General features: G+C 34.0%; 23 protein-coding genes. 9 read left to right on the top strand and 14 right to left on the bottom strand.

From position 1 onward, the window contains the following. Positions 1-36: 36 nt before the first annotated feature. The 3 genes from ACSVH7_RS04660 to ACSVH7_RS04670 form a co-directional block, all read right to left on the bottom strand. Entirely contained in the window at positions 37-1,425 is a 1,389-nt protein-coding gene (locus tag ACSVH7_RS04660; RefSeq protein WP_438065528.1) for a bifunctional UDP-3-O-[3-hydroxymyristoyl] N-acetylglucosamine deacetylase/3-hydroxyacyl-ACP dehydratase, read from the bottom strand. Further along, positions 1,418-2,458, bottom strand: a complete 1,041-nt coding sequence (gene lpxD / locus ACSVH7_RS04665; protein WP_438065529.1) for a UDP-3-O-(3-hydroxymyristoyl)glucosamine N-acyltransferase — start codon at positions 2,456-2,458, stop codon at positions 1,418-1,420. The genes ACSVH7_RS04660 and lpxD overlap by 8 nt, the downstream gene beginning before the upstream one ends. Before the next feature lie 131 nt (positions 2,459-2,589). Beyond that, positions 2,590-3,819 (bottom strand): HD domain-containing protein, encoded by a 1,230-nt coding sequence (locus ACSVH7_RS04670; protein WP_438065530.1) that lies wholly within the window; start codon positions 3,817-3,819, stop codon positions 2,590-2,592. Between the two features lie 218 nt (positions 3,820-4,037). Between ACSVH7_RS04670 and ACSVH7_RS04675 the strand changes: the two genes are divergently transcribed. The 5 genes from ACSVH7_RS04675 (at position 4,038) to ACSVH7_RS04695 (ending at position 8,397) form a co-directional block, all read left to right on the top strand. Continuing rightward, the gene (locus ACSVH7_RS04675; RefSeq protein ID WP_438065531.1) at positions 4,038-5,618 is read left to right on the top strand and encodes a response regulator; all 1,581 of its coding nucleotides are present in this window, start codon (positions 4,038-4,040) and stop codon (positions 5,616-5,618) included. Positions 5,619-5,670: 52 nt separating this feature from the next. Continuing rightward, positions 5,671-6,078: a tRNA (adenosine(37)-N6)-threonylcarbamoyltransferase complex ATPase subunit type 1 TsaE gene (tsaE, locus tag ACSVH7_RS04680; protein WP_438065532.1), complete on the top strand. Its 408-nt coding sequence runs from the start codon at positions 5,671-5,673 to the stop codon at positions 6,076-6,078. A 17-nt stretch (positions 6,079-6,095) separates the two neighbouring features. Further along, complete coding sequence (locus tag ACSVH7_RS04685; RefSeq protein WP_438065533.1) at positions 6,096-6,572, top strand: GNAT family N-acetyltransferase; 477 nt, start codon at positions 6,096-6,098, stop codon at positions 6,570-6,572. Between the two features lie 220 nt (positions 6,573-6,792). Next, positions 6,793-7,986 carry an alanine dehydrogenase gene (locus ACSVH7_RS04690; protein WP_438065534.1) on the top strand — a complete coding sequence of 398 codons (1,194 nt, stop codon included), beginning with the start codon at positions 6,793-6,795 and terminating at the stop codon, positions 7,984-7,986. Between the two features lie 36 nt (positions 7,987-8,022). Next, positions 8,023-8,397 carry a DUF4258 domain-containing protein gene (locus tag ACSVH7_RS04695; RefSeq protein ID WP_438065535.1) on the top strand — a complete coding sequence of 125 codons (375 nt, stop codon included), beginning with the start codon at positions 8,023-8,025 and terminating at the stop codon, positions 8,395-8,397. On the opposite strand, the gene ung is transcribed toward ACSVH7_RS04695, so the two are convergent. From ung to ACSVH7_RS04710, 3 genes are read right to left on the bottom strand one after another with little or no spacing between them, the layout of a single operon-like run. After that, entirely contained in the window at positions 8,398-9,069 is a 672-nt protein-coding gene (gene ung, locus ACSVH7_RS04700; RefSeq protein ID WP_438065536.1) for a uracil-DNA glycosylase, read from the bottom strand. After that, a complete protein-coding gene (locus tag ACSVH7_RS04705; protein ID WP_438065537.1) occupies positions 9,062-9,433 on the bottom strand; it encodes a HepT-like ribonuclease domain-containing protein in 372 nt (123 codons plus the stop codon). Before ACSVH7_RS04705 ends, ung begins: the two co-directional genes overlap by 8 nt. Beyond that, on the bottom strand, positions 9,426-9,716 hold the full coding sequence (locus ACSVH7_RS04710; protein WP_438065538.1) for a nucleotidyltransferase family protein: 291 nt from the start codon (positions 9,714-9,716) through the stop codon (positions 9,426-9,428). Before ACSVH7_RS04710 ends, ACSVH7_RS04705 begins: the two co-directional genes overlap by 8 nt. Before the next feature lie 113 nt (positions 9,717-9,829). On the opposite strand from ACSVH7_RS04710, the gene ACSVH7_RS04715 reads away from it, so the two are divergent. Together ACSVH7_RS04715 and ACSVH7_RS04720 are read left to right on the top strand one after the other, a co-directional pair. Beyond that, a complete protein-coding gene (locus tag ACSVH7_RS04715; RefSeq protein ID WP_438065539.1) occupies positions 9,830-11,995 on the top strand; it encodes an endonuclease MutS2 in 2,166 nt (721 codons plus the stop codon). Between the two features lie 264 nt (positions 11,996-12,259). Beyond that, entirely contained in the window at positions 12,260-12,682 is a 423-nt protein-coding gene (locus ACSVH7_RS04720) for a thiol-disulfide oxidoreductase DCC family protein (protein ID WP_438065540.1), read from the top strand. Between the two features lie 210 nt (positions 12,683-12,892). Here ACSVH7_RS04720 and glgB read toward each other — a convergent pair whose 3' ends face one another. From glgB to ACSVH7_RS04735, 3 genes are read right to left on the bottom strand one after another with little or no spacing between them, the layout of a single operon-like run. Next, positions 12,893-14,800, bottom strand: coding sequence for a 1,4-alpha-glucan branching protein GlgB (gene glgB / locus ACSVH7_RS04725; protein WP_438065541.1), 1,908 nt, complete (start codon positions 14,798-14,800; stop codon positions 12,893-12,895). 52 nt (positions 14,801-14,852) lie between these two features. Continuing rightward, the gene (locus tag ACSVH7_RS04730; protein WP_438065542.1) at positions 14,853-16,793 is read right to left on the bottom strand and encodes an alpha-1,4-glucan--maltose-1-phosphate maltosyltransferase; all 1,941 of its coding nucleotides are present in this window, start codon (positions 16,791-16,793) and stop codon (positions 14,853-14,855) included. 37 nt (positions 16,794-16,830) lie between these two features. Further along, positions 16,831-18,111: a glucose-1-phosphate adenylyltransferase gene (locus ACSVH7_RS04735; protein WP_438065543.1), complete on the bottom strand. Its 1,281-nt coding sequence runs from the start codon at positions 18,109-18,111 to the stop codon at positions 16,831-16,833. 194 nt (positions 18,112-18,305) lie between these two features. On the opposite strand from ACSVH7_RS04735, the gene ACSVH7_RS04740 reads away from it, so the two are divergent. Together ACSVH7_RS04740 and ACSVH7_RS04745 are read left to right on the top strand one after the other, a co-directional pair. Then, positions 18,306-19,172 carry an alpha/beta hydrolase gene (locus ACSVH7_RS04740; protein ID WP_438065544.1) on the top strand — a complete coding sequence of 289 codons (867 nt, stop codon included), beginning with the start codon at positions 18,306-18,308 and terminating at the stop codon, positions 19,170-19,172. Between the two features lie 383 nt (positions 19,173-19,555). Further along, positions 19,556-21,613 carry a beta-glucosidase gene (locus ACSVH7_RS04745; RefSeq protein ID WP_438065545.1) on the top strand — a complete coding sequence of 686 codons (2,058 nt, stop codon included), beginning with the start codon at positions 19,556-19,558 and terminating at the stop codon, positions 21,611-21,613. A 116-nt stretch (positions 21,614-21,729) separates the two neighbouring features. Here the strand turns inward: ACSVH7_RS04745 and ACSVH7_RS04750 are convergent, their stop codons facing one another. The 5 genes from ACSVH7_RS04750 to ACSVH7_RS04770 all read right to left on the bottom strand — a co-directional run bounded on the left by ACSVH7_RS04750 (position 21,730) and on the right by ACSVH7_RS04770 (position 25,346). Further along, positions 21,730-22,242, bottom strand: a complete 513-nt coding sequence (locus ACSVH7_RS04750) for a CAP domain-containing protein (RefSeq protein ID WP_438065546.1) — start codon at positions 22,240-22,242, stop codon at positions 21,730-21,732. A 164-nt stretch (positions 22,243-22,406) separates the two neighbouring features. Continuing rightward, positions 22,407-23,051 carry a pyridoxamine 5'-phosphate oxidase gene (gene pdxH, locus ACSVH7_RS04755; RefSeq protein ID WP_438065547.1) on the bottom strand — a complete coding sequence of 215 codons (645 nt, stop codon included), beginning with the start codon at positions 23,049-23,051 and terminating at the stop codon, positions 22,407-22,409. 71 nt (positions 23,052-23,122) lie between these two features. Further along, on the bottom strand, positions 23,123-24,028 hold the full coding sequence (locus tag ACSVH7_RS04760) for a ribonuclease Z (RefSeq protein WP_438065548.1): 906 nt from the start codon (positions 24,026-24,028) through the stop codon (positions 23,123-23,125). A 57-nt stretch (positions 24,029-24,085) separates the two neighbouring features. Continuing rightward, positions 24,086-24,418, bottom strand: coding sequence for a ribonuclease Z (locus tag ACSVH7_RS04765; RefSeq protein WP_438065549.1), 333 nt, complete (start codon positions 24,416-24,418; stop codon positions 24,086-24,088). Position 24,419: 1 nt separating this feature from the next. After that, positions 24,420-25,346, bottom strand: a complete 927-nt coding sequence (locus ACSVH7_RS04770) for an aspartate carbamoyltransferase catalytic subunit (RefSeq protein WP_024982693.1) — start codon at positions 25,344-25,346, stop codon at positions 24,420-24,422. Between the last annotated feature and the right edge of the window lie 4 nt (positions 25,347-25,350).

A 25,350-nucleotide genomic window follows, 5' to 3' on the forward strand; every position in this document is an offset into this window, starting at 1 on the left:
TTATCCCAAAAAAGGACGAATCAATTCAACAAAAAATTATTGTTTACGGGCAATTTGCGCCATCAATTCTGCTTCAGCCACTAATCTACCATTAGCATAAGCATTGGCTTGCATATGACAAATTCCTCTTCGTATCGGTGTTATTAAATCACATTTAAAGATTAATGTATCACCCGGTAGTACTTTATGTTTAAACTTCACTTTATCAATTTTCATAAAGAAAGTCAAATAATTCTCAGGATCAGGAACTGTACTCAATACCAAAATTCCTCCCGTTTGTGCCATTGCCTCCACTATTAAAACACCAGGCATTACTGGAGCATCGGGAAAATGGCCAACGAAGAAATTTTCATTCATGGTTACATTTTTCATACCAACCACGTGAACGTCTGTCATTTCGATAATACGATCAATTAACAAGAAAGGAGGTCTATGAGGTAAAACTGACATGATTTTATGAATATCCATCAAAGGTTCTTGATTCAAATCATAAACTGGCACATAATTGCGTTGCTCGATTTTAATCAGCTTAGCCATTTTCTTAGCAAATTGGGTATTTACGTAATGTCCTGGCTTATTCGCAATGACTTTTCCTTGAATTTTGGTACCAATTAAAGCTAAATCACCCACTACGTCCAACAATTTATGTCTTGCTGCTTCGTTTGGATAATGTAAGGTTAAGTTATCTAAAATACCATTGGGAGTAACCGATATAGTCTCTTTTCCAAACGCTATTTTTAAATTCTCCATTGTTGTAGCAGAAATCTCTTTATCCACATAGACAATAGCATTATTTAAATCACCTCCTTTTATCAATCCGTTATCCAAAAGTGATTCTAATTCATGTAAAAAACTAAACGTTCTAGATTCGCTAATTTCTGTTTTAAATTCAGAAATACTTTTCATTGTTGCATTTTGAGTCCCTAAGATTTTGGTACCAAAATCAACCATAGTAGTTACACAATAATGATCATTAGGCATGACTAGTATTTCACTACCCGTCGCTTCATCTGTAAATGAAATAATTTCCTTAACTACATATACATTGCGTTTCGCATTTTGCTCTTCGATGCCTGCTTTTTCAATTGCCTCAACAAAAAACTTTGAGGAACCGTCCATGATAGGCAATTCGGATGCATTTAATTCTATAATGACGTTATCTAAATCGCACCCTTCTAAAGCCGCTAAAACATGCTCAGGAGTTTGTATTTTAACACCTAATTTTTCAAGATTAGTTCCTCTTTGAGTGTTCACCACATAATTAGCATCAGCTTCAATTATAGGCTGACCTTCTAGATCAATTCTAATAAATGTAAAACCATTGTTAACTGGAGCTGGCTTAAAAGTCATTGTTACTTCTTTGCCTGTATGCAATCCAACACCGGTTAATGAAATTTCTGTTTTGATGGTTTTCTGTTTAACCATTATTTCCATTTTTTTGATTTATTATTTTTTTTAATTCCTCAATTTCTGCTACCAACTGCGGTAACTTTTTAAAATAAACATACGATTTATTAAACTCATTATATCCAAAAGTTGGACTACCTTGCAATACCTCATCATCTTTAATATTGCGAGTAACGCCGGATTGAGCTTGAATTCGAACATTATCTCCTAAAGTGATGTGCCCGGAGATGCCAACTTGCCCTCCTAACATTCCGTTTTTTCCTATTTTTGATGAGCCCGCAATTCCAGTTTGAGCAGCAATGACCGTGTTTTCACCAATTTCAACATTATGTGCTATTTGAATTTGATTATCCAATTTTACACCGCGCTTGATGAGTGTAGACCCTAAAGTTGCTCTATCAATGGTAGTATTGGCTCCTATTTCTACATCATCTTCTAAAATAACATTTCCTATTTGTGGAATTTTATCAAAAGTGCCATCTGGTTTTGGCGCAAAACCAAACCCGTCTGATCCTAAAACCACTCCTGAATGCACCACACAATTGTTGCCAATTACGGTTTCGGAATAAATATTAACGCCGGCAAAAATAGTAACATTATTGCCAATCACAACATTGTCACCGATAAAACTATTGGGATAAATCTTAACATTATCTCCGATAGTAACATTTTGCCCCACATAACTAAAACTTCCTAAGTATAAATTCTCACCATATTTGGCACTTTCAGCTATAACCGAAGGTTGTTCAATTCCTGTTTTATTATTTTTTACTTCATTATAAAACTCCAAGAGTTTGGTAAATGAAGCATACGCATCTTTTACTTTGATTAAAGTAGTAGCTATTGGGAGTTCTGGTTCAAAACTTTCATTTACAATAGTGATACTCGCTTGCGTTGTATAGATATAATTTGAATATTTTGGATTGGATAAAAAAGTCAATGACCCCTCCGTACCTTCTTCGATTTTTGATAGTCTAGAAACTAAAGCATTGGAATCTCCAACCACTTCTCCTTCTAAAATACCGGCTATTTGTTCTGCTGTAAATTTCATCTTATTAGATTGTATTTTTCATAGGAATAAGATGGAACTCTCCATAGAACGTCCTGCTTACACTTAAAAATATATTTTGGGTTCTTTTCATTGCGACAAAAGTATAAAAAATAGGTTTTATAAATTCAAATTTATAAAAGTTGTTTCGGAAAACACAGATAGTGCTTAATCACAAACTTTGAAGCTGCTTTAAAATTTAATTGATCCGAGGCATCCACAATATCCTCTATTGTTTTGTCTTTCATTAGTATCCGTATGGGTTCCGCTACTTTACTGTACGCTTGATTTTTAATTTTCCCTCTAAAAACAAAATAATCCGCCTCTAGTAATGTAATTCCATTTTCTTGACTAAATTGCTCTTTTAATTGCATTACTATTTCATTAGACACTTTATCTCCGCTCAATTTTATCTTCAACAAATCACGATTAATTATCATTTTACTCAAGGATGACAAGATAAAATCAGGATGATTTTGCCATGATTTGAGAGCACTTATGATATCAAAATCATCCAATTTTGAAAACAAATCCAAAATTGCAGGTTCAAAAGTGGCTAGCGTAATTTTGTTTTCCATAAAAAAAGTCAGGGGACTACTAGCTCCTAATTGCTCCCCTTTTAAAGTCAACTCTTTGGCTCTTTTTAATATTTTGGTCAAAATTGACTCAGCAACCAAGCTCGTTTTGTGAAGATACACTTGCCAATACATCAATCTACGAGACATTAAAAACTTTTCTACCGAATAAATCCCTTTTTCTTCGATTACCAACACGTCATCAACCACATTCATCATCTGAATAATGCGTTCGGAATTAACATTCCCTTCGGAGACTCCTGAATAAAAACTATCGCGCTTTAGATAATCCATTCGATCCATATCTAATTGACTAGAAATCAATTGCAACATGAACTTTCGATGATAATCCCCTTTAAAAACTTGAATAGCCAGACCCAATTTCCCCTCAAACTCCTGATTTAATTGTTGCATGAATAACAAAGAAATAGCTTCGTGATGTACGTCTTCAACTATACTACTTTCCATGGCATGGGAAAAAGGACCATGACCGATATCATGCAACAAAATTGCGATATACAATGCGTTTTCTTCCTCATTTGAAATGACAATCCCTTTGAATCGAAGCGCATCTACTGCTTTTTGCATAATGTGCATACAACCTAAGGCATGATGAAACCGGGTATGATTTGCCCCAGGATACACTAAATAAGATAGCCCCATTTGTGAAATTCTACGCAATCTTTGAAAATAAGGATGCTGAATTAAATCGTAAATAAGTGCATTGGGAATGGTAATGAACCCATAAATAGGATCATTGAATATCTTTAGTTTATTGATTTGACTCACTTCTAAATTTTTTAAAAAGAGAACAAATATAAGTAATTTAGATGGTTTGTGCTTTTGTCTTGTTTTTTTCAAAAAAATAATCGCTTTACATACTTTCTAATCCTATTAAAATAAAATAAACACAAATAAATTCTAAAAAATCAATGATACTGTTTTTAGCCGAATTTAATTATTTAATTTGGCTAAAAGTTTTAAACTACTAAGCCAACGCTAAATTTATGGATGCAATACAAATTTTATGGGTAGATGATGAAATAGATTTACTCAAACCACACATACTTTTTTTAGAGAAAAAAAACTATCAGGTTACTACTTGTAATAATGGTTTGGACGCTATTGGTATTTTTGAAGAAAAAAACTTTGACATTGTTTTTTTAGATGAGAATATGCCCGGCATGAGCGGATTAGAAACCCTTTCAGAAATGAAAGAGAAAAAATCAGCCATCCCCATGATTATGATCACCAAAAGTGAAGAGGAATATATCATGGAAGAAGCCATTGGATCAAAAATCGCTGATTATTTGATCAAACCCGTAAACCCAAATCAAATACTACTTAGTTTAAAAAAGAACTTAGACCATTCTAGATTAATTTCTCAAAAAACCACTTTAGATTATCAAAAAGAGTTTCGAAAAATTACTTTAGAAATGGCGATGGTCAACACTCACGAAGATTGGATTGAACTCTACAAAAAACTACTTTTTTGGGAATTAGAATTAGAAAATATCGATGACCAAAGCATGATTGAGATTTTAGAATCTCAAAAAGTAGAAGCCAATTCGCAATTTGGCAAATTCATAGAACGCAATTATGAAGATTGGTTTGCAACGAAAAACGACTCCAAAGGGAAATCCGAAAAAAACGCAAAACCTGTACAATCCCATACATTATTCAAAGAATTAGTAGTTCCCGAAATTATAAAAAAAGACAAACCCGTACTTTTTGTAGTGATTGACAATCTAAGATACGATCAATGGAAAGCTTTTGAAAATGTAGTAGCCAATTATTATAAGCTTGAAAAAGAAGTACCCTACTACTCGATACTTCCCACTGCGACACAATACGCTAGAAATGCTATTTTTTCAGGATTGACACCACTAGAAATGGAAACGAAATTTCCGCAATATTGGAAAAACGATCCCGAAGAAGGTGGGAAAAACCTATATGAAGCCGAGTTTCTAACCGCTCAATTAAAACGACTAGGACTCAATATAAAAGAGGATTATTTCAAAATTACCAATTTGGCTGGAGGAAAAAAATTAGTTGAAAATTTTAAAACACTAAAAAAAAATGACTTGGTGACTATTGTTTACAACTTCGTAGACATGCTTTCTCATGCCAAAACTGAAATGGATGTTGTCAAAGAATTGGCAGCCGATGACAAAGCCTATCGCTCTTTAACTTTAAGTTGGTTCAAAAATTCCCCTTTACTAGAAATCATTCAACAAGCCCAAAAATTAGGTTTCAAATTGATTTTAACAACCGATCATGGCACAATTAATGTCAAAAATCCCTCTAAAGTAGTAGGCGATAAAAACACGAGTTTGAATTTAAGATACAAAACAGGAAGAAGTTTGACTTATGAACAAAAAGATGTGTATGCTGTAAAAGCCCCAAAAGAAATAGGATTGCCTACCATAAATATGACAAGTTCGTATATTTTTGCAAAAAACGATTTATTTTTGGCTTACGTTAACAATTACAATCATTACGTAAGTTACTATAAAAACACGTATCAACATGGTGGCATTTCATTAGAAGAAATGATAATACCCTTTTTAGTATTTAATCCGAAATAGTTTTTTCAGAAAGCTGAAAACCGAAAAGTAATAAACCGAAAATAACACAACAATGACCATCACTTTTTCAATTGATCAATTGGACCAAGTAGCTAAAGTACTACTTGAACAAAATCCCAATAAAATTCTCTTATTCAATGGAGAAATGGGAGTAGGAAAAACTACATTAATCAAAAAAATATGTGAGAATTTGGGAGTAAACGAGCCAACAAGTAGTCCAACCTTTTCTTTAGTTAATGAATACTATACCACTAACAATCAATACATTTATCACTTTGATTGTTATCGATTAAAATCTGAAATCGAAGCACTTGACATGGGAATTGACGAATACTTGTATTCTGGCAATTGGTGTTTCATAGAATGGGCTGAAAAAATCACAAATTTGATTCCTGAAAACCATTCAATTATTACAATACAAGTGCTAGAAAATGGAATACGAAAACTGACTTTAGTCTAAATTAATACCGCTTTGCTATGATCAATCAAAAACCAAAAGTCGAAATCATTCCTTTTTCAATAGAAAATAAAGAAGCAATCAAACTCTTAAATTTAGAATGGCTTCACAAATATTTCAAAGTTGAGCCAAGGGATGAACAGGTATTAGAACATCCTGTCGAGGAAATCATCAATAAAGGAGGTGAAATTTTTTACGCAAAATACAAAGAAAGCATAGTCGGTACAGTTTCATTACTCAAGGTCGATGCCGTTACTTTTGAATTATCTAAAATGGCCATTACCGAAAAGGCACAAGGTCTAGGTATTGGACGCCAATTGTTAGGACATTGTCTTTCTGAAGCCAAAAAAAATGCCGTTCACAAAATAATTCTGTATTCCAACAGAAAATTAAAACCCGCAATACATCTTTATGAATCCTTTGGTTTTAAAGAAATTCCACTAGAATCAAGTGTGTATGAAAGGGCAGATATTAAAATGGAATTAGTAGTACTGTAAACTTATCACCTTTATCAAAATAGACCAAAAACCCTAAATGCATGCTTTTATAAGTACCCTATTTTTTCACATCTTTTTCTAATTCAAATTAACTCTAGCGTTGCTATATTTGAATTTTATTTTAGATAGCATTAAAAAATCTTCTTTTTATTCACAGTAAAACAAACCATAAATAGTATTAAATACTTTTTTGTAAATTGTACTCAAATTCAAAAATATTATGTCAATTAGCCCTTTTACCAAACAACAGTTACTACCTCAAGAAGAAAAACTGGAAGTTACCCGACCTAAAAGTGAGCTTTTTATTGGGATTCCCAAAGAAACTAGTTTTCAAGAAAAAAGAATTTGCCTAACTCCTGACGCGGTAAATTCCTTAACTTTTCAGGGGCATCGCGTGATGATTGAGTCGGGAGCAGGTGAAAGCTCTAGCTATAGCGACAAAGAATATAGTGATGCTGGAGCTGAAATCACTATAGATACAGCAAAAGTTTTTGGTTGCCCCATCATTTTAAAAGTTGAGCCACCAACATTAGCTGAAATAGAATTATTACACTCAAAGTCGATTGTAATTTCTGCTATTCAAATTAAAACAAGGCAACGAAGTTATTTTGAAGCTTTAGCAAGAAAAAAAATCACCGCTTTAGCTTTTGAGTACATTAAGGATGAAGACGGCTCTTACCCTGCCGTAAAATCCTTGAGCGAAATTGCTGGAACCGCCTCAATACTCATCGCTTCAGAACTAATGATTACTACCGAGTTTGGAAAAGGACTATTATTTGGTAACATCACAGGAGTTCCACCAACAGAAGTTGTGATTCTTGGTGCTGGAACAGTGGGAGAATTTGCAGCCAAAACAGCAATTGGGCTTGGTGCCAACGTAAAAGTATTCGATAATTCTATTACCAAATTAAGACGCTTACAAAATCATTTGAATCAACGCATTTTTACTTCAACGATACAACCCAAAGCATTATTAAAAGCATTGAGAAGATGTGACGTCGCTATTGGTGCCATGAGAGGCAAAGAACGATGCCCCATCGTAGTGACCGAAACTATGGTAGAATACATGAAAAAAGGGGCGGTTATCGTTGACGTAAGTATTGATACTGGAGGCTGTTTTGAAACCTCCGAAGTTACCACTCACGAAAAACCTACCTTTATCAAAAGTAATGTTTTGCATTATTGTGTTCCTAATATTCCCTCTCGATATTCTAAAACAGCGTCACTTTCCATTAGCAATATCATTACGCCTTATTTACTTCAAATCGCAGAGGATGGGGGTTTAGAAAGTGCCATACGTTGTAACAAAGGGCTTAAAAATGGAGTATATCTTTACCATGGTATACTCACCAACAAAGCAATTGGTGATTGGTTTGACATACAGGATAACGATATTAATTTACTTGTTTTTTAAACCAAGTTTCAGTTACCTTTGCAAAAAAAATACTTCATGAAATTTACATATCGTTTCGCTTATTATTTGATTGGTTTATTGATGGGATTATTTGTAGTAGCTGCAATCTTTTCTGGCAAAGACACCCGATGTAACTATTTTCCAAACGCCCGTGTGTTGAATGATTTAAGAAATAAGCCTTTTGTTTACTCTGACAAAGCTTCTCAAATTCTAAACGAAAAATGGGTCGACACCGCAGATATTAAAAACACCCTAAAATTCGGCGATGTAGATTTTGACAAAAGCAACCTTCCCCTTGAAAAAGGAAAGCTATATACTATTTACGGAAAAACAGCTAAAAATCAAGAAATCACTGTTGAAGTAATCAATTACTCAGACAAAGCAGTTTTAAGAGATATTATCAAAAAATAATTACAACCAATCAATAGGTTGTAAACTCTTCGAGGTCAAATAAGCATTGGTTTGTGAAAAATGTCTATTCCCAAACCATTTTCCTTGATTGGCGCTCATGGGCGAAGGATGACCAGATTCTAAAACCAAATGTTGGCTTCTGTTGATTTTATTGCCTTTCTTTTGTGCAAAACTCCCCCAAAGTAAAAAAACAAGTTGCTGTCTTTCAGAAGCTAATTTTTCGATAACAGCATCAGTAAATCGACTCCAAGCTAAATGTTTGTGGCTATTGGGACTGTCTTTTCGAACACTCAAGGTAGCATTCAATAGCAAAACCCCTTGCTTGGCCCACGCTTCTAAATTTCCCGAAGTGGGCATAAAAATAGCACCCAAATCATCCGTTAGCTCTCTGTAGATATTACGTAAAGAAGGTGGAATTTTAACTCCATCATTTACAGAGAAACTCAAACCATTGGCTTCCCCTTCTCCATGATAAGGGTCTTGACCAATGATGACTACTTTTACCTCTTTTAAATCACAATGATTAAAAGCTGAAAAAATCAAGTCTTTTGGAGGAAAACAGCTGTAGTTTTGATACTCTTCATCAACCTGTTGGATCAAATTTAAAAAATAGTCTTTTTCAAGCTCTTCGGATATAAAGGTTTCCCAAGCAGGGTTAAGCTTTTCATACATTACTACATCTTTTTAATTCTTCTTCAATAACTGTTTGAAGTTTTGGTAAATGATTTTTACCTATTTCAAAAACAATTTCATAATCTAACATTTCATAATGATGCGAAATAAAATCTCTGAATCTAATTATTTTATTCCATTCAATTTCGGGATACTTTTCCTCTAAAACAGTATGTTTTCTTAATATATTCTTCAAATTTTCACCCACCGCTTGAAGCCTAGTGACTATGGAATCTAACAAAATCTGACCATATTCGGTCGTAATAAAATCTGAAGGTTCTTTTATTTCTGAAAATCTCTTATTACAAACTTTAATATGCTCTAAAATAGTTTCTAAAGAATACTGATACACTTCATTAAACATAAATCAAATCATTTTGTATACTATTTATGAATCGTTCAGACAAATGAGGCCCCTTTCTTATGATTTCAATTTTAGATTGCAATTTATCTTCCAAATAAGTATACAATCCCATCAATAAACTGTAAGAAGGTACAGAAAATTCAACTATAAAATCAATATCGCTGTCCTTGTTTTCAAGTCCCTTAGCATAAGAGCCGAATAAAGCAATTGATGCTACTCCAAAATTCTCTGCTAGATATTGTTTATCGCCTTTTAAAGCATTTATAATTTCCTCTTTTTTCATTTTTGTTACAATCTATTACGAATTCGATTCGTAACAAATATAAATATTAATTGTTTTAGATTAATACAACTTAACAAGTTTGTAACTTTGTCCTTTTCACAATACAAAATTAAATGATTGCTATCACCGAAAAAACATTACAAGATTTACAATTCCCCACTGTACTCGAAACCCTATCGGATATTTGCAATACTGATATTGGTAAAGAGAAAGCATTAAAAATAACGACTTTTAGAGAGAAAGAAACGTTGATGGAAGCTTTGTTGCAAACTTCAGAGTATGTTTCTTCTTTTCAAAATAACAATGCCATACCCAATCACGGATTTGACGCCATTACTCATGAAATCAAATTTCTTGGAATTGAAGATAGCTTTCTTGAAGTAGGAAGTTTCAGAAAAATCGCTACGCTTTCTAGTACTAGTAATTTTCTATTGGCATTTCTTAAAAAATTTGAAGATTATTATCCTAATTTAAATGCTCGTGCCAATAAAGTAGAATTTACCAAAACAATCATCACTCAAATTGATGAAGTGGTAGACAAATATGGAGAAATCAAAGACAATGCTTCTCCTGATTTGTTAGATATCCGAAGAAACATGAATACCGTACGCGGCAAAGTAAACCAAAGTTTTGGCGTTGCCTTATCACAATACAATGGTTTGGGCTATTTGGATGACATCAAAGAGAGTTTTGTTCAAAATCGTAGAGTTTTAGCTGTTTTGGCGATGTACCGCAGAAAAGTAAAAGGCACCATTTTAGGTAGCTCAAAAACAGGCAGTATTGCTTACATCGAACCAGAAGCTACTTTGAGATATTCGCGTGAATTGAGCAATCTAGAATATGAAGAAAAGGAAGAAATCACCAGAATCTTAAAGCAATTATCAAACGCTATTCGTCCTTATTTGCCTTTGCTTATCGAATATCAAGAGTTTTTGAGTGATATTGATGTTATTGCTGCGAAAGCCAAATATGCCAACAAAATCAATGCTATTTTACCTCAAATCAGTGAAGAAAGAAGGTTGTTTCTAAGAGATGCTTACCATCCTATTTTGTATTTGAACAACAAACAAAAGAACGAAGTTACGCATCCGCAAACTATAGAACTCAACCAAGATAACCGAATCATCGTTATTTCTGGTCCTAATGCGGGTGGAAAAACCATTTCCTTAAAGACCGTTGGCTTATTGCAATTAATGTTGCAATCGGGTATGTTGATTCCGGTACACGAACGCAGTGAAACCTTTTTGTTTGACCGAATTCTAACGGATATTGGCGACAATCAATCCATAGAAAATCATTTGAGTACGTACAGTTATCGCTTAAAAAACATGAATTATTTTCTAAAAAAGTGCAATAGAAAAACCATGTTTTTGATTGATGAATTTGGAACAGGTTCTGACCCAGATTTGGGTGGCGCACTTGCCGAAATCTTCTTGGAAGAATTTTACCATCGTGAAGCTTTTGGAATTATTACAACCCACTACTCCAATTTAAAGATTTTAGCTAATGAATTGCCTTGTGCTCAAAATGCCAATATGCTTTTTGACGAGAAAACATTAGAGCCGTTGTACAAACTTGTTTTGGGTCAAGCGGGTAGTTCTTTTACTTTTGAAGTAGCTCAGAAAAACGGTATTCCGTTTGGCTTAATCAATCGTGCCAAGAAGAAAATCGAAACCGGAAAAGTACGTTTTGACAAAACCATTGCCACGCTGCAAAAAGAACGTTCTAAACTCGAAAAAACCTCTCAAGTATTAAAAGAAGAAGAATCGAAAGCCAGAGAGGAAAGCAAAAAAATGGAAAACATCAATGTAAAAATCAAGCAAAAACTGGAAAGCTATCAGGAATTGTATGACAGCAACCAAAAAACGATTTACATTGGTCAAAAAATAGAGGATATTTCGGAGAAATACTTCAACAATAAAAACAAAAAAGAACTCATTGGTGAGTTTTTGAAAATTATTGAAATAGAAAATTCTAAGCGTAAAAAGATTTCGGCCAAAGAAGCCAAAGTCATCACCGAAAAGAAAAAAGAGATTATCAAAGAGGTTGAAGTTAAGGTCGAGGAAATTCGAACAATCAAAAAAGAAAAGAAACTGAAACCCGTTGTTGAAAAACCAAAACCTATTCTAAAATTAGGCGATAGAGTGCGGATGGCTGATGGAAAAGCGGTGGGAACGATTGATAGTATTGAGAAAAATAAAGCTACTGTCAATTATGGTATTTTTACCTCAAAAGTAAGTTTAGACGAATTAGAATTAGTGGAAGCGGTTAAGAAATAAAAAAATGACCGCAAATTCGCAAATTTTTAATTGTATAAGAATTAATTTTACTAACACTTAATTTATCTACAAGGTCTTTTTTTTGACCTTGTAGGTATGAATTCAAGAAGCATACCTACAAGGTTTTGAAAACCTTGCAGGAAGTAATAAAACATTTGAAAATTCATCTAATTAACAATTGAATTAGGCTAATAAAAAAAATGAAATTTGCGAATTTGCGGTAATTAAACATATTCTAAAACCTAAATTAAGACCAATAAATAAATGCAACACTCGCTATCGCTTCCTGAAAACAAAAAAATCATCCTATTTGATGGCATTTGCAATTTGTGTAATTCTGCCGTACAAACCATTATACAACACGATAAAAAAGATGTGTTCCGTTTTGTGGCTTTGCAAAGTGAAATGGGTATAGCCATACAAAAACATATTGGGGTTGACACGCGCAAAATAGACAGTCTTGTTTTTTATGCGCCTGGGGTTTCGTATTCGTATAAATCGGAAGCGGTTTTAGATATTGCAAAGGAACTTGAAGGCATTTACAGTTTGGCTATTGTTTTCAAAATCCTTCCTTCTTCCCTTTTAAATTTCATCTATGATTATGTGGCGAAAAATAGGTACAAATGGTACGGTCAACAGGAACACTGCTGGATGCCTACTCCTGAATTGAAAGCAAAATTTTTATAAATCCAATAACGTTCTCACGAAGACACTTGCGTGAGTGATGGCAGTGGAGCTCTTTTTTTATTTTTCTTTTTTCGGAAAAATAAAAAAAAGCGGGAACGTACAGCACGACCTCCTCTAGCCTTTTTCTGGCTAGAGGAGGGCACGCCCAAATAAAAAAAACGTCTGTAAAATACTAGGTCTTACAAACGTTTTTATTTTGAATACGTTATGTTATTTCATTTTGAATACGGAAATAGCCAAAGGAGGCAACGTTAGGGCAATAGAATAATCTCTACCATCATAAGGTGTGGCTTCGACTTTTAACTTTCCGTTTTGTTGCACGCCACTACCGCCAAATAACTTGGCATCGCTGTTGAATAGTTCAACTAACTCGCCTTTTCTAGGAATTCCGATGCGATAATTTTCTCGAACTACTGGTGTGAAATTGCAAATCACAATCAAATCATTCTTTGAGTCATTTCCTTTTCGGATGTAGGTCATAACTGCATTCTCGTGGTCGGAATAGTTAATCCATTCGAATCCTTCTGGACTAAATTGCTTTTCGTACAAAGCTGGTTGTGATTTGTAGAGTGCATTCAGTTCGGTAATTACTGTTTGAATCCCTTTATGAAAAGGATATTGTAGCAAATGCCAATCCAAACTTTGCTCGAAATTCCACTCCCCACTTTGTCCGAATTCTGCGCCCATAAATAGTAACTTGGTTCCTGGATGCGTGAACATATACCCGTATAACAGCCTTAGATTTGCATACTTTTGCCATTCATCGCCTGGCATTCTTCCTGCTATAGAATGTTTTCCATAGACCACTTCGTCGTGAGAAAGTGGCAACATAAAATTCTCTGAGAAAGCATACGTCATAGAAAAAGTCAACTCATTTTGATGGTATTTTCTATAAACCGTCTCTTTTTGAAAATAATGCAAGGTATCGTGCATCCAACCCATCATCCATTTCATTCCAAAGCCTAATCCACCAGCATAAGTTGGTCTAGAAACCATAGGAAATGAGGTGCTTTCCTCAGCTATGGTTTGTACACCTTCATAATTGGCATAAACGGCTTCATTAAAATCTTTAAGGAAACTTATTGTATCGAGATTTTCGCGTCCACCAAAAATATTCGGTTCCCATTCCCCATCGTTTCTAGAATAATCTAAATACAACATTGAGGCAACAGCATCAACGCGTAATCCGTCTACATGATAATGGTGCAACCAAAACAAAGCATTGCTTATCAAGAAAGAGCGCACCTCGTTACGACCATAATTGAATACCAAACTTTTCCAATCAGGATGGTAACCTTTTCTGCGGTCTGGATGTTCGAATAGATTTGAGCCATCAAAAAAACCTAGCCCGTGTGCATCATCTGGAAAATGAGACGGTACCCAATCCAAAATTACTCCAATTCCTGCATCGTGCAAACGATCTACGAGATACATAAACTCTTGAGGGTTGCCAAAACGAGAAGTTGGCGCAAAATACCCAACCAACTGATACCCCCAAGAAGGATCGTAGGGATATTCCATTACGGGCATGAACTCAACGTGTGTAAATCCTGTTTCTTTGACATACCCAACAAGGTCCTCGGCCATTTCGGTATAACTTAAGAAACTATTGTCATCAGCGTGGCGTTTCCAAGATCCCAAATGCACTTCATAAACAGAATAGGGTTTATCTAGCGCGTTGTGCTCTTTTCGAGACTTCATCCATTTGTCATCATCCCATTTATAATCCAAATCCCAAATTACAGAGGCGGTGTGTGGCGGTTTTTCACAATAAAAAGCAAAAGGATCCGCTTTCTCAGTAACTATTCCGTTGTTGGATGACTGAATTTTATATTTATAAGTCATACCTTTAGTAATATTAGGAATAAAACCTTCCCATATACCCGAAGCATCCCAACGCACATACAACTCATGATTGCCTGCTATCCAATAATTAAAATCTCCAACCACAGAAACTGACTGCGCAGAGGGTGCCCAAACGGCAAAATATACTCCTTTCACGCCATCCACTTCAATTGGATGTGCGCCTAATTTTTCATAGAGACGAAAATGCTTCCCAGCTTTAAATAAATCGATATCAAATTCAGTGAAAAGAGAATGTACTTGTACTTTATTCATTTATTTGGTGTGGTATAAATATGAAAATTTGTTTTGTTTTTTTAAGGGAAAATTATTTCAAAATTTTGAATAAATGAAAAGGTAAGTCAGGCCGTAATTCAATGAAATTCCATTCCTTTTCCCAGTAATAAATCGCATCTGTCATTAAATCGTGTACACGAACGGGTTGATTCCCTAATTGTGCATAAGGCAAACGCACCATAGCTTGAACCATATGTTGATCATTTAAACTTACTACCATTAAAGTTTCATTTTGCTTGCTATCATCAAACTTATAATAGGCTATAACTTGATCGTTATTGGTTTCACAAAAAACGATATTATTGGTTTGTTGTAATGAATTTTGTTCTTTTCTGATTGCATTAATTTGTGAAATTCTATGAGTCAAATTATTTTGAATGTTCCAATCCCATGTAACAAACTCATATTTCTCAGAATCTAAATATTCTTCTTTTCCTGGAGCTAATGGTGCACTAATCCTATATTCAAAAACAGGCCCATAAATCCCCACATTAGAGCTTAGAGTAGCCGCTAAAAAATACTTTTGTAAATGAATGGATTCGTTTCCGCCTTGTAAAGCAAACGGGTTAATATCGGGAGTGTTGGGCCAAAAATTGGGTCTATAAAATTCTTTTTGAGCAGATTGTGTCAACTCGGTCACATATTCAGTTAATTCGTGTTTGGTGTTTCTCCAAGTAAAATAGGTATACGATTGACTAAAACCTTGTTTGGCCAATTCATTCATAATTTTTGGGCGTGTAAAAGCTTCGGCCAAAAACAAAACATGGGGATGTTTTTTCTTGATTTCACCAATCAACCATCCCCAAAAATAAAAGGGTTTAGTGTGTGGATTATCAACGCGGTATACTTTGATATTACATTCTTCTATCCAAAACAAAGCCACATCTAAGAGTTCTTTCCAAAGGTTTTTCCAGTCTTTGCTTTCAAAATAAATGGGCTGAATGTCTTGGTATTTTTTGGGAGGATTTTCGGCATATTGTACCGTTCCATCAGGTCTCCACTTAAACCATTGAGGAAAATCTTTTACATAAGGATGATCGGGTGCTGCTTGCAAGGCATAATCCATCGCTACCTCAATACCTAAATCTTGGGCTTTATTCACCAAAGATTTAAAATCTTCTATAGAACCTAACTCGGGATGAGTCGATTTATGGCCGCCATATTGAGAACCGATTCCCCAAGGTGAACCTACATCACCTTCCTGTGCATTGGTAGCGTTATTTTTGCCTTTTCGATTGATTTCCCCAATAGGGTGAATCGGCGGAAAATATAAAGTGTCAAAACCCATAGCAGCGACTCTAGGCAACAATCTTTCGCAGTCTTTAAAAGTACCGTGTTTCCCTTGTTCTTCCGATGAAGATCTTGGAAAAAATTCGTACCAAGTACTGAACAACGCTTTTTTTCTATCCACATACATCTTTAATTCTAAGGATTTATTTTCGATGTAACGAACGGGATATTTTTTAAAAATATTTTTTAATTCAATGGATACGGCCATTTTTATGGCTGTATCATAATCTGCTTCGTTTTTAAAGCACTGTAAAGCGTTTTGAAGGAAATCCTTCTCCGAAGCATCAACTTTGCTTAGGATCACTTCAATATACTCCGCTCCTTCTAGCAATTCAGATTTTACATATTGATGATCTTGAATTTTGCGTTCAGTTCCGTGTTGCCAATTGAGCGCATAATCCACCCAACCTTCTACAAAATAGCTATAATATCCCTGTTTTTCAACGATAAAACTTCCATTCCATTCATCATTATGAGTAGGCCACATCCTAACTTCTTGCCATTGCTTTTCTGACTCATGTTTGTATTTAATACAAGATTCAATTACATCATGTCCATCAGAAAAAACGTCTGCGGTAACAGCTACTGTTTGTCCGACTATTCTTTTGATAAAATGAGCGCCACCATCTAATTGAGGCCTCACATTTTCAATTACAATTCTTGTTTGGTTTTGTAAATTCATTCTTATTTTTTTTGATTTTCATCCCGTTGAAACAGATTTATTCTATTCTAAAATTATCTGGAATGATTTTCCCTTTTTTAATCACAACGATTCCTTCTTTGACACAATATAATTCTTCGTTGGAATTTTCGAGGTGTTTCCCGCCATTAATAAAGACGTTATTACCAACTCTAGAATTTTTTTCTATAATAGCTTGATTAAGATAACAGTTTTCTCCAATGCCAACTACTGGTTTTCCGTTAGCTTTATCCTTTTCTAAATTGTCAATGCTTTGATAAAAATCGTTACCCATTACATAACAGTTTTCAATAATAGTTCCATGTCCAATACGGGATCTATTTCCAATGACCGATTTTTTAATTTCTTTAGCATTAATGATACAACCATCAGAAATCAGGGCGTTATCTAGTTGTGTTGCTTTAAATTTCGAAGGAGGCAATAATCGAGGACGGGTATAAATCTTATTATCACTATCAAAGAGATTAAAATCAGGTAAATCGTCCGTAAGTCCAATATTGGCTTCAAAAAAAGAATCTATGTTTCCAATATCGGTCCAATAGCCTTCATATTGATAACTTACAATTTTGTTTACTCCAACGGCTTGAGGCATAATTTCTTTACCAAAATCCTTCGTTTCTTTATTTTTCATCAATTCAACCAATAGGTCTCTATTGAAAATATAAATTCCCATAGAGGCCAAATAATGTTTGCCTTGCGCTTTCATTTCCTCACTTACTTCCGAAGTCCATTCCGATAACAATGCTGGAGCAGGCTTTTCAATAAAGGATTCTATAACATTTTCTGTATTGGTTTTCAAAATGCCAAACTCAGGAGCATCTTTCGCATTTACGGGCAAGGTTGCAATTGATATTTCAGCATTGGATTCAATATGAGCTTTTAGCATATCATTAAAATCCATTTGATACAATTGATCACCCGAAAGAATTAAAACATATTCAAAATCATGATTGACAAAATAAGGCATACATTGTCGAACTGCATCAGCAGTCCCTTGAAACCAAGTGTGATTTTCTACGGTTTGCTCTGCCGCCAAAATATCCACAAAAGCATGGCTGAAAATACTAAAATTATAGGTGTTTTTGATATGAGCATTTAGTGATTTTGAATTGAACTGTGTTAACACAAAAATTCTAAAAATATCCGAATTCATACAATTCGAAATTGGAATATCAACCAATCGATACTTCCCACCAACAGGTACAGCAGGTTTTGATCTAAATTCTGTTAAGGGATACAATCGTGATCCCTGCCCTCCTCCTAATATAATCGCAATTATATTCGTCTTGTCATGTCTCATCTTTTAGTAATTATAGGTTTTTATTAGGTAATAAACAAATTAAATTATTGATTTTCAAAACATTACAAACACAACATCACCATTCCATAAATAAAACAACAAAAGAGTAAAACAATAGAATAAATAGTACTTTTATGTTTCTTAAATTTAGTAAAAAAAAAGATTGAATTTAACTTTGTAGAAAAATTAATAAAATGCCAAAAAAAAATACCCAACCACCAAAAAATTTAGAGATACCCAAATTTATTATCCTTACTGCTAAACTATTCGCTTTTTTATCTACAAAACTTGTCACTCGTTTTGCGGCACGACTTTTTGTTACTCCCATGAAACACAAAATGCCTAAACGAGAGTATGAAATGTATACTAACAGTACCAAATTAATGATTACAGTTCCGACAATTAATAAAAAAATCATGACCTATCATTACGGTAATGGTAACAAAAAAATACTTTTGGTACATGGTTGGTCTGGCAGAGGTACGCAACTTTGTAAATTAGCCGATGAATTACTTAAAAATGATTGTGCAACAGTAAGTTTTGATGCTCCCGCGCATGGAAAATCGCCAGGAAATTCTACAATTATGACTGAATTTATCGCGTCAATTCATGAAATTGATGCTAAATTTGGTCCTTTTGAGGCTATTGTCGGGCATTCCTTAGGAGGTATGTCTACTTTAAACGCCATTAAGAACGGATTACAAGTAAAAAACGCAACTATTATAGGGAGTGGTGACGTAGTACAAGATATTATTGATGATTTTATTTTCAAATTACAACTACACAAAAAAACAGCAATTCATTTAAAAAACTATTTTGAAAAAAAATACGGCGGATCGCTTGATGATTTTTCAGCTTTTAAAGCTGCCTCAAACCTAACGCTCCCCATTTTGGTCATTCACGATAATGATGATTCAGAAGTACCTGCTAGTGCTGGTATACATATCCATGAATATTGTAAAAAAGGAAAATTGCTTTTGACTAACAATTTAGGGCATCGAAAAATTTTAGGAGATAAGGAAGTGATACAAACTACCCTTCAATTTATAAGAAGTTCTTAAGCTCTTACCTTTTCAAATTAATAAAACGCAATTTTTAAATGATTGCGTTTTTTTTTATTAAATAGTACCACATGTAAAAATCACAACTAATTAGCAAAAGAATTTATTTAACAAATTATTCATCAAAAAAAGGTAACATTTGGTATGAAATAAAAAATCATAAAAATATTTCATTATATTGTGATACAGAAAGTTATGATAAACTTTGAATTCATTCAACCTACGTATCAAAACGCTGTAACAAAATCATTATCTAACGAAATTCTAATAACCTTTGTTGTATGAAAAAAATAACCTTTTTTATTATTTTATTTATAAAATGTTTTGCCTATTCCCAAACTGAGTCCCAAACTGAAAAACGCATTCAGTCATTATTAAAAAAAATGACATTAAAAGAAAAAGTAAGTTTATTACATGGTAATTCGAAATTCTATGTATCAGATATCAAACGATTAGGCATCCCGGAATGGGCTTTATCCGATGGTCCTCATGGAGTACGTGCCGAAATGAACCGACACAATTGGCAATATGCTGGTTGGAAAGACGATGCTGTTACTTGTTTTCCTCCGGGTACTGCCATGGCCGCCACTTGGAATTTAGATTTGACAGCCAAACGAGGATATGTTTTAGGTGAGGAAGCCCGATTTAGAAAAAAAGATGTGCTATTAGGCCCCGGAATCAATATCATTAGAAGTCCTTTATGTGGCAGAAATTTTGAGTATTTAAGTGAAGACCCTTTTTTGGTTGCTCAATTGGCAATTAGCTACATCAAAGCTTTGCAAAGTAAAGATGTAGCAGCAAGTGTTAAACATTTTGCAGCCAATAATCAAGAAGACAATCGTTTTGTAATTGATGCTTCTATGAGCGACAGGGCTTTACACGAAATTTATTTACCAGGGTTTAAAGCAGCGATTATGGATGCGAACGTTTTAACTGTAATGGGAGCTTACAATAAATTTAGAGGAGACTATTGTACCGAAAACATGTTATTGGGACGAACCATTTTACGCGATTTATACCAGTTTAAAGGAGTCTATATGTCGGATTGGGATGCGACTCATAGTACAGTCAATGCGGCTTTGGCTGGATTAGATTTAGAAATGGGTACCAATAACACCAATTATAATGAATGGTATTTTGCAGACCCTTTAATTAAAGCGGTGCAAGAAGGAAAAATAAAAGAAAGCCTTGTTGACGAAAAAGTTGCTAATATCTTAAGGGTTATGATCAAGACGAAGGTATTAGATCCCAAAACCAGAATTAAAGGAAGTCTAAACACCAAAGAACATCAAGCGATGGCGTATCAATCCGCAGTAGAATCTATTGTTTTATTAAAAAACGAAAACCAGCTATTGCCTTTGCCAATGAATGCCTTGAAATCGGTGGCGGTTATTGGAGATAACGCGACCAGAAAACATTGTGGGGGTGGACTGAGTTCCGAAATTAAGCCTTTATACGAAATCACACCATTAGAAGCCATTACCAATAAGTATGGAAACCAATTGCAAATTAATTATGCACAAGGTTACAATAAGCAATCTTCACCAGGAGAAGGCAGCAACAAAGGACAACTGAATTCTGATTTTGTAGATTGGAAATTAATCAATGAGGCTGTTTCTCAGGCCAAAAAATCCGATGTAGCTATTGTTTTTGCGGGTTTAAATCACGATTTTGATTCGGAGTCCTTTGACCGAATTCATATGCGTTTACCTTATGGACAAGAAACTTTAATTCAGGAAGTGACAAAAGCTAATCCCAAAACCATCGTGGTGATCATCGCGGGTTCTCCCTTAGAATTATCAGGAATACAAACACGAGTACCTTCAATTGTTTGGGCTTGGTACGGTGGAATGGAAGCTGGAAATGCAGTGATGGATGTCTTGAGCGGGAAAGAATCTCCTTCTGGAAAATTACCTTTTACAATGCCGGTTACACTACAACAATCCCCTGATATTGCCCTAGGTAATTATCCTGGAAAAGATTTAAAGGTCCACTACGAAGAAGATATTTTAGTGGGCTATCGTTGGTATGACACTAAAAACATTGCTCCTTTATACCCGTTTGGTTTTGGTTTATCCTATACTACGTTTGACATCAATCAAGCGAATATTGCTAAAAAAGAATTAGATAAAAATGAAAACATAACCGTGACATGCACCATAAAAAACACGGGAAATAAAGAAGGAGCCGAGGTAATTCAATTGTATGTCGCTCCAACTAATAGTAGGGTAATGAGAGCGAAAAAAGAATTAAAAGCTTTTCAAAAAGTGTTCTTAAAACCGGGTGAATCAAAAAATATCGAACTTACAATAAGAGTTAAAGATTTAGCATTTTATGATGAAAAATTAGCTGATTGGTCCATTGAAAGTGGTGAATATCAATTATTGTTAGGACAATCTTCTAGAGATTTAAAAGCACCACTAAGTGTTATTATAAAATAATTAAAAACACAGCCTATAATAGGATTAGAAACAAAACTCATATAAAAACAAAAAAGTCGAAAGTATAACTTTCGACTTTTTTCACTAATAAAACCATTCCATTTTTTATTCAGCCATTATATTTTTGCAAAAATATTTACATAATACGTTTTTCCAGTAAGTGGATCTTGTTTAATTGAAATTCCAAAATGAGTAAAATTACCCACGATATTTTCTTTGTGGCTTGAACTTTTTAACCATGCCTCAAAAGCCCCAGAGGGAGAAACATAATTGTAGGCTATATTTTCAGCTACATTTTTCGCACCAAAAGCACGAATAATTTCATTAGATCTTGAAGTAAAATCATTATGGTTTACCACATTATTAGCAATCATATAATTTACATGCCCTTCTGATTTTAATGAAATAAAATTCAATTTTTCAAGTGAATTCAATCCCAAAGATTTTCGGTAATTATTGATTAAACTCAAGGTTTCTACTTCTGTTGCATTGTAATTATAAACAGAAGTATCCGTGATTGCAGCAGTTGAGGTTTGAGATACACTAACTTCCTCAGGCTCGGAAGAACATGAAGACAACAAAACAGCACTAACAAACAACACCGCTAGTAATGAAAGCTTTGTTTTCATAATAATGGTAGATTAAGTTTAAAAGAAGATGTGGGGCAAATTCTTTATTTGATTTATAATATCTTTATTTTCAACACTATAAATTTACTATAAAACCCGTTAAACTACCAAATATTATCGATGAACTACATCATTTTTTTTTATTTGTAAAATATTTACTATAATTATGGTGAAAGACGATTAATCTTCCATGAAAAATCATCTTGAAGTTGATACTGTATCCTGTCATGCAGTCGGTTAGGTCTTCCTTGCCAAAATTCCACTTCAAAGGGAACTACTAAATAACCTCCCCAAAAATTGGGTCTCGGAATTTCTTTACCTTCATATTTGAGCTCTACTTCTTTTAAATTATTTTCTAAAAAAGCTCTAGAAGGAATGATTTCACTTTGATTGGAAACTATAGCACCTAATTTACTGCCGTCAGGTCTTGAATCAAAGTAACCATCAGACACAATATCGCTAGTCTTTTTAGCCTTACCTTTAATTATTACTTGGCGTTCCATAGAATGCCAAAAAAAGGACAAACAGATATTTGGGTTTGCCTCTATCGCTTTTCCTTTTTGTGAATTATAATTGGTATAAAAAACAAAACCTTCTTCGTTAAACTTTTTCAACAGCACAACCCTAGATTTTGGAAATCCATCCAAACCTATGGTAGCAACTGTCATGGCATTGACCTCCTCTACTCCACCAAAATCTTCTACTTCATGAAACCAACGGTTGAATAAATTAATTGGATCCTCAGGAATAGTAGATTCTAATAATTCACTTTTTTCGTATGATTTTCTGTAATTACTTAAATCTTTCATGATCTTATTTTTTAAAGAAAAGAACAAATTGAAATATTCTCTTGTTATTGATTATGTAAAACGTACCTATATTAAATTTCGAAAATTGCTCCATCATCTGCCAATTGCACATTAGAAAAAACAGTTAAAGCTTCCTCTTTAAATAAAGCAATACTTTTATATCGTGTAGAATAATGGCCTAAAAGTAATGATTTCACATTGGCCTTTGAAGCAATTGTAGCGGCTTGAATTGCTGTTGAATGCATCGTTTTGGTTGCTAACTTTGATTCACTTTCTAAAAAGGTAGTTTCGTGATATAATAAATCAACTCCTTCTACTAAAGGAATTAGTGACTCTGTATAAACTGTATCTGAACAAAAAGCATAAGATTTTGTAGGTTCTCCAGGAAAAGTTAGTTGCTCATTTTGGATTACTTGTCCATCCTCTAGCGTAATGTTACCTCCTTTTTTAATCTTCTTATAATAACAAATATCAATAGCTAATTCTTGAATAGCATCAATATTCAATTTTCTATCTCCTTCTTTTTCTTTGAATAAAAAACCATTGGTGTATACTCTATGTTTTAATGGAATAGTGTGAACCGAAACTTTTTCATCTTCAAATATCAATTCGCTTTCTTTGGAATCCAACTCATGAAAATGTATTTCATAATTGGTCCACGAATGTGAGAGCTTTAGTTGTAATTGAATAATTTCTTTCAAGCCTTTGGGACCGTAGATATGTAAATCTGTCACTCTTGATAAAAGAGAGAAAGAAGAAATTAAACCGATAAGACCATAAAAATGATCTCCATGTAAATGAGAAATAAATATATGACTGATTTTGGTAAACTTGACTTTGTTTTTACGCAATTGCACTTGAGTTCCTTCACCACAATCTATTAAAAAATACCTGTTTTTTATCTCCAACAATTGAGCTGTTGGATTAGTAAAAGTTCGAGGTGTTGCAGCATAGCAGCCAAGTACGGTTAATTTCAAAGTAATGAATGTTGTTTTTAGATAAACTATAATCTAACAATCTTGAGAAGCTTTTTACTAAAAGCCTAAATCTCTTTCAATTTCTTCCATTTCAATAATATCATTTGCTTCTAACATAGAAGGAACTACTGTTATGGATTGTGGAACCGCATTAAAATCAATGGCATCTGTAACTATAACCAATGACTTTTTGGCTTTTTTATGGCTTTTGGCCAAAGGCAAAAAAAGCTTTATGGAAGCTATATCGACTGTTTTATCATTAGACACGTCTAAAATCAAATTAAAATCTTTGAAACTAGCATATTGATTGGTTACTTTTTCTACAAAAGTAGTAACAATACCTTCAGTATCTTTTATGGTTATGGTATGTCCTTTGGTATCTACTTTCATTTTATTGAATTTTTGAAGCTAATAAATAAATTACAGCCATTCGAATGGCTACTCCATTTTCTACTTGGTTCAAGATTACTGATTGTTGAGAATCTGCGACGTCTGAAGTGATTTCCACACCACGGTTTATAGGTCCTGGGTGCATAATTACAATCTCTTTACTTAATGAATCTAGTAAATTTTTATCGACTCCGTATTGTTGCGCATATTCTCTCGTAGATGGAAAAAAGTTAACATCCATACGTTCATTTTGAACTCTCAACATATTTGCTACATCACACCATTCCAATGCTTTACGTAAATCTGACTCAACTGTTACTCCAAGTGATTCGATATATCTAGGAATCAATGTTTTGGGACCACAAACTTTAACTTCTGCTCCTTGCATTTGCAAAGCATATATATTAGACAACGCTACTCTTGAATGCAAAATATCTCCAACAATAACCACTTTCTTCCCTCCTACATCTCCTAATTTTTCTCTGATTGAATAGCTATCTAACAGCGCTTGTGTAGGATGTTCATGAGCACCATCTCCAGCATTTACGATACTTGCTTTTACATTTTTTGACAAAAAATAAGCCGCTCCAGGATTGGCATGACGCATAACAACCATATCCACCTTCATTGATAAAATGTTATTAACGGTATCGATTAACGTCTCCCCTTTTTTCACAGAAGATTGGGCTGCAGAAAAACTGATGACATCTGCAGATAAACGTTTCTGGGCCAGTTCAAACGAAAGTTTGGTTCTGGTACTGTTTTCAAAAAAAATATTGGCTATGGTAATGTCTCGTAAAGAAGGAACTTTTTTGATGGGTCTATTGATAACTTCTTTAAAATGATCAGCTGTTTCAAAAATAAGGTCAATATCGTTTTTGGTGATATATTTAATTCCTAATAAATGATTTACGCTTAACTCGCTCATTTTT

The sequence above is a fragment of the Flavobacterium sp. TSSA_36 genome, from assembly GCF_051547165.1.
In the GTDB taxonomy this organism is placed as follows: Bacteria; Bacteroidota; Bacteroidia; order Flavobacteriales; family Flavobacteriaceae; genus Flavobacterium.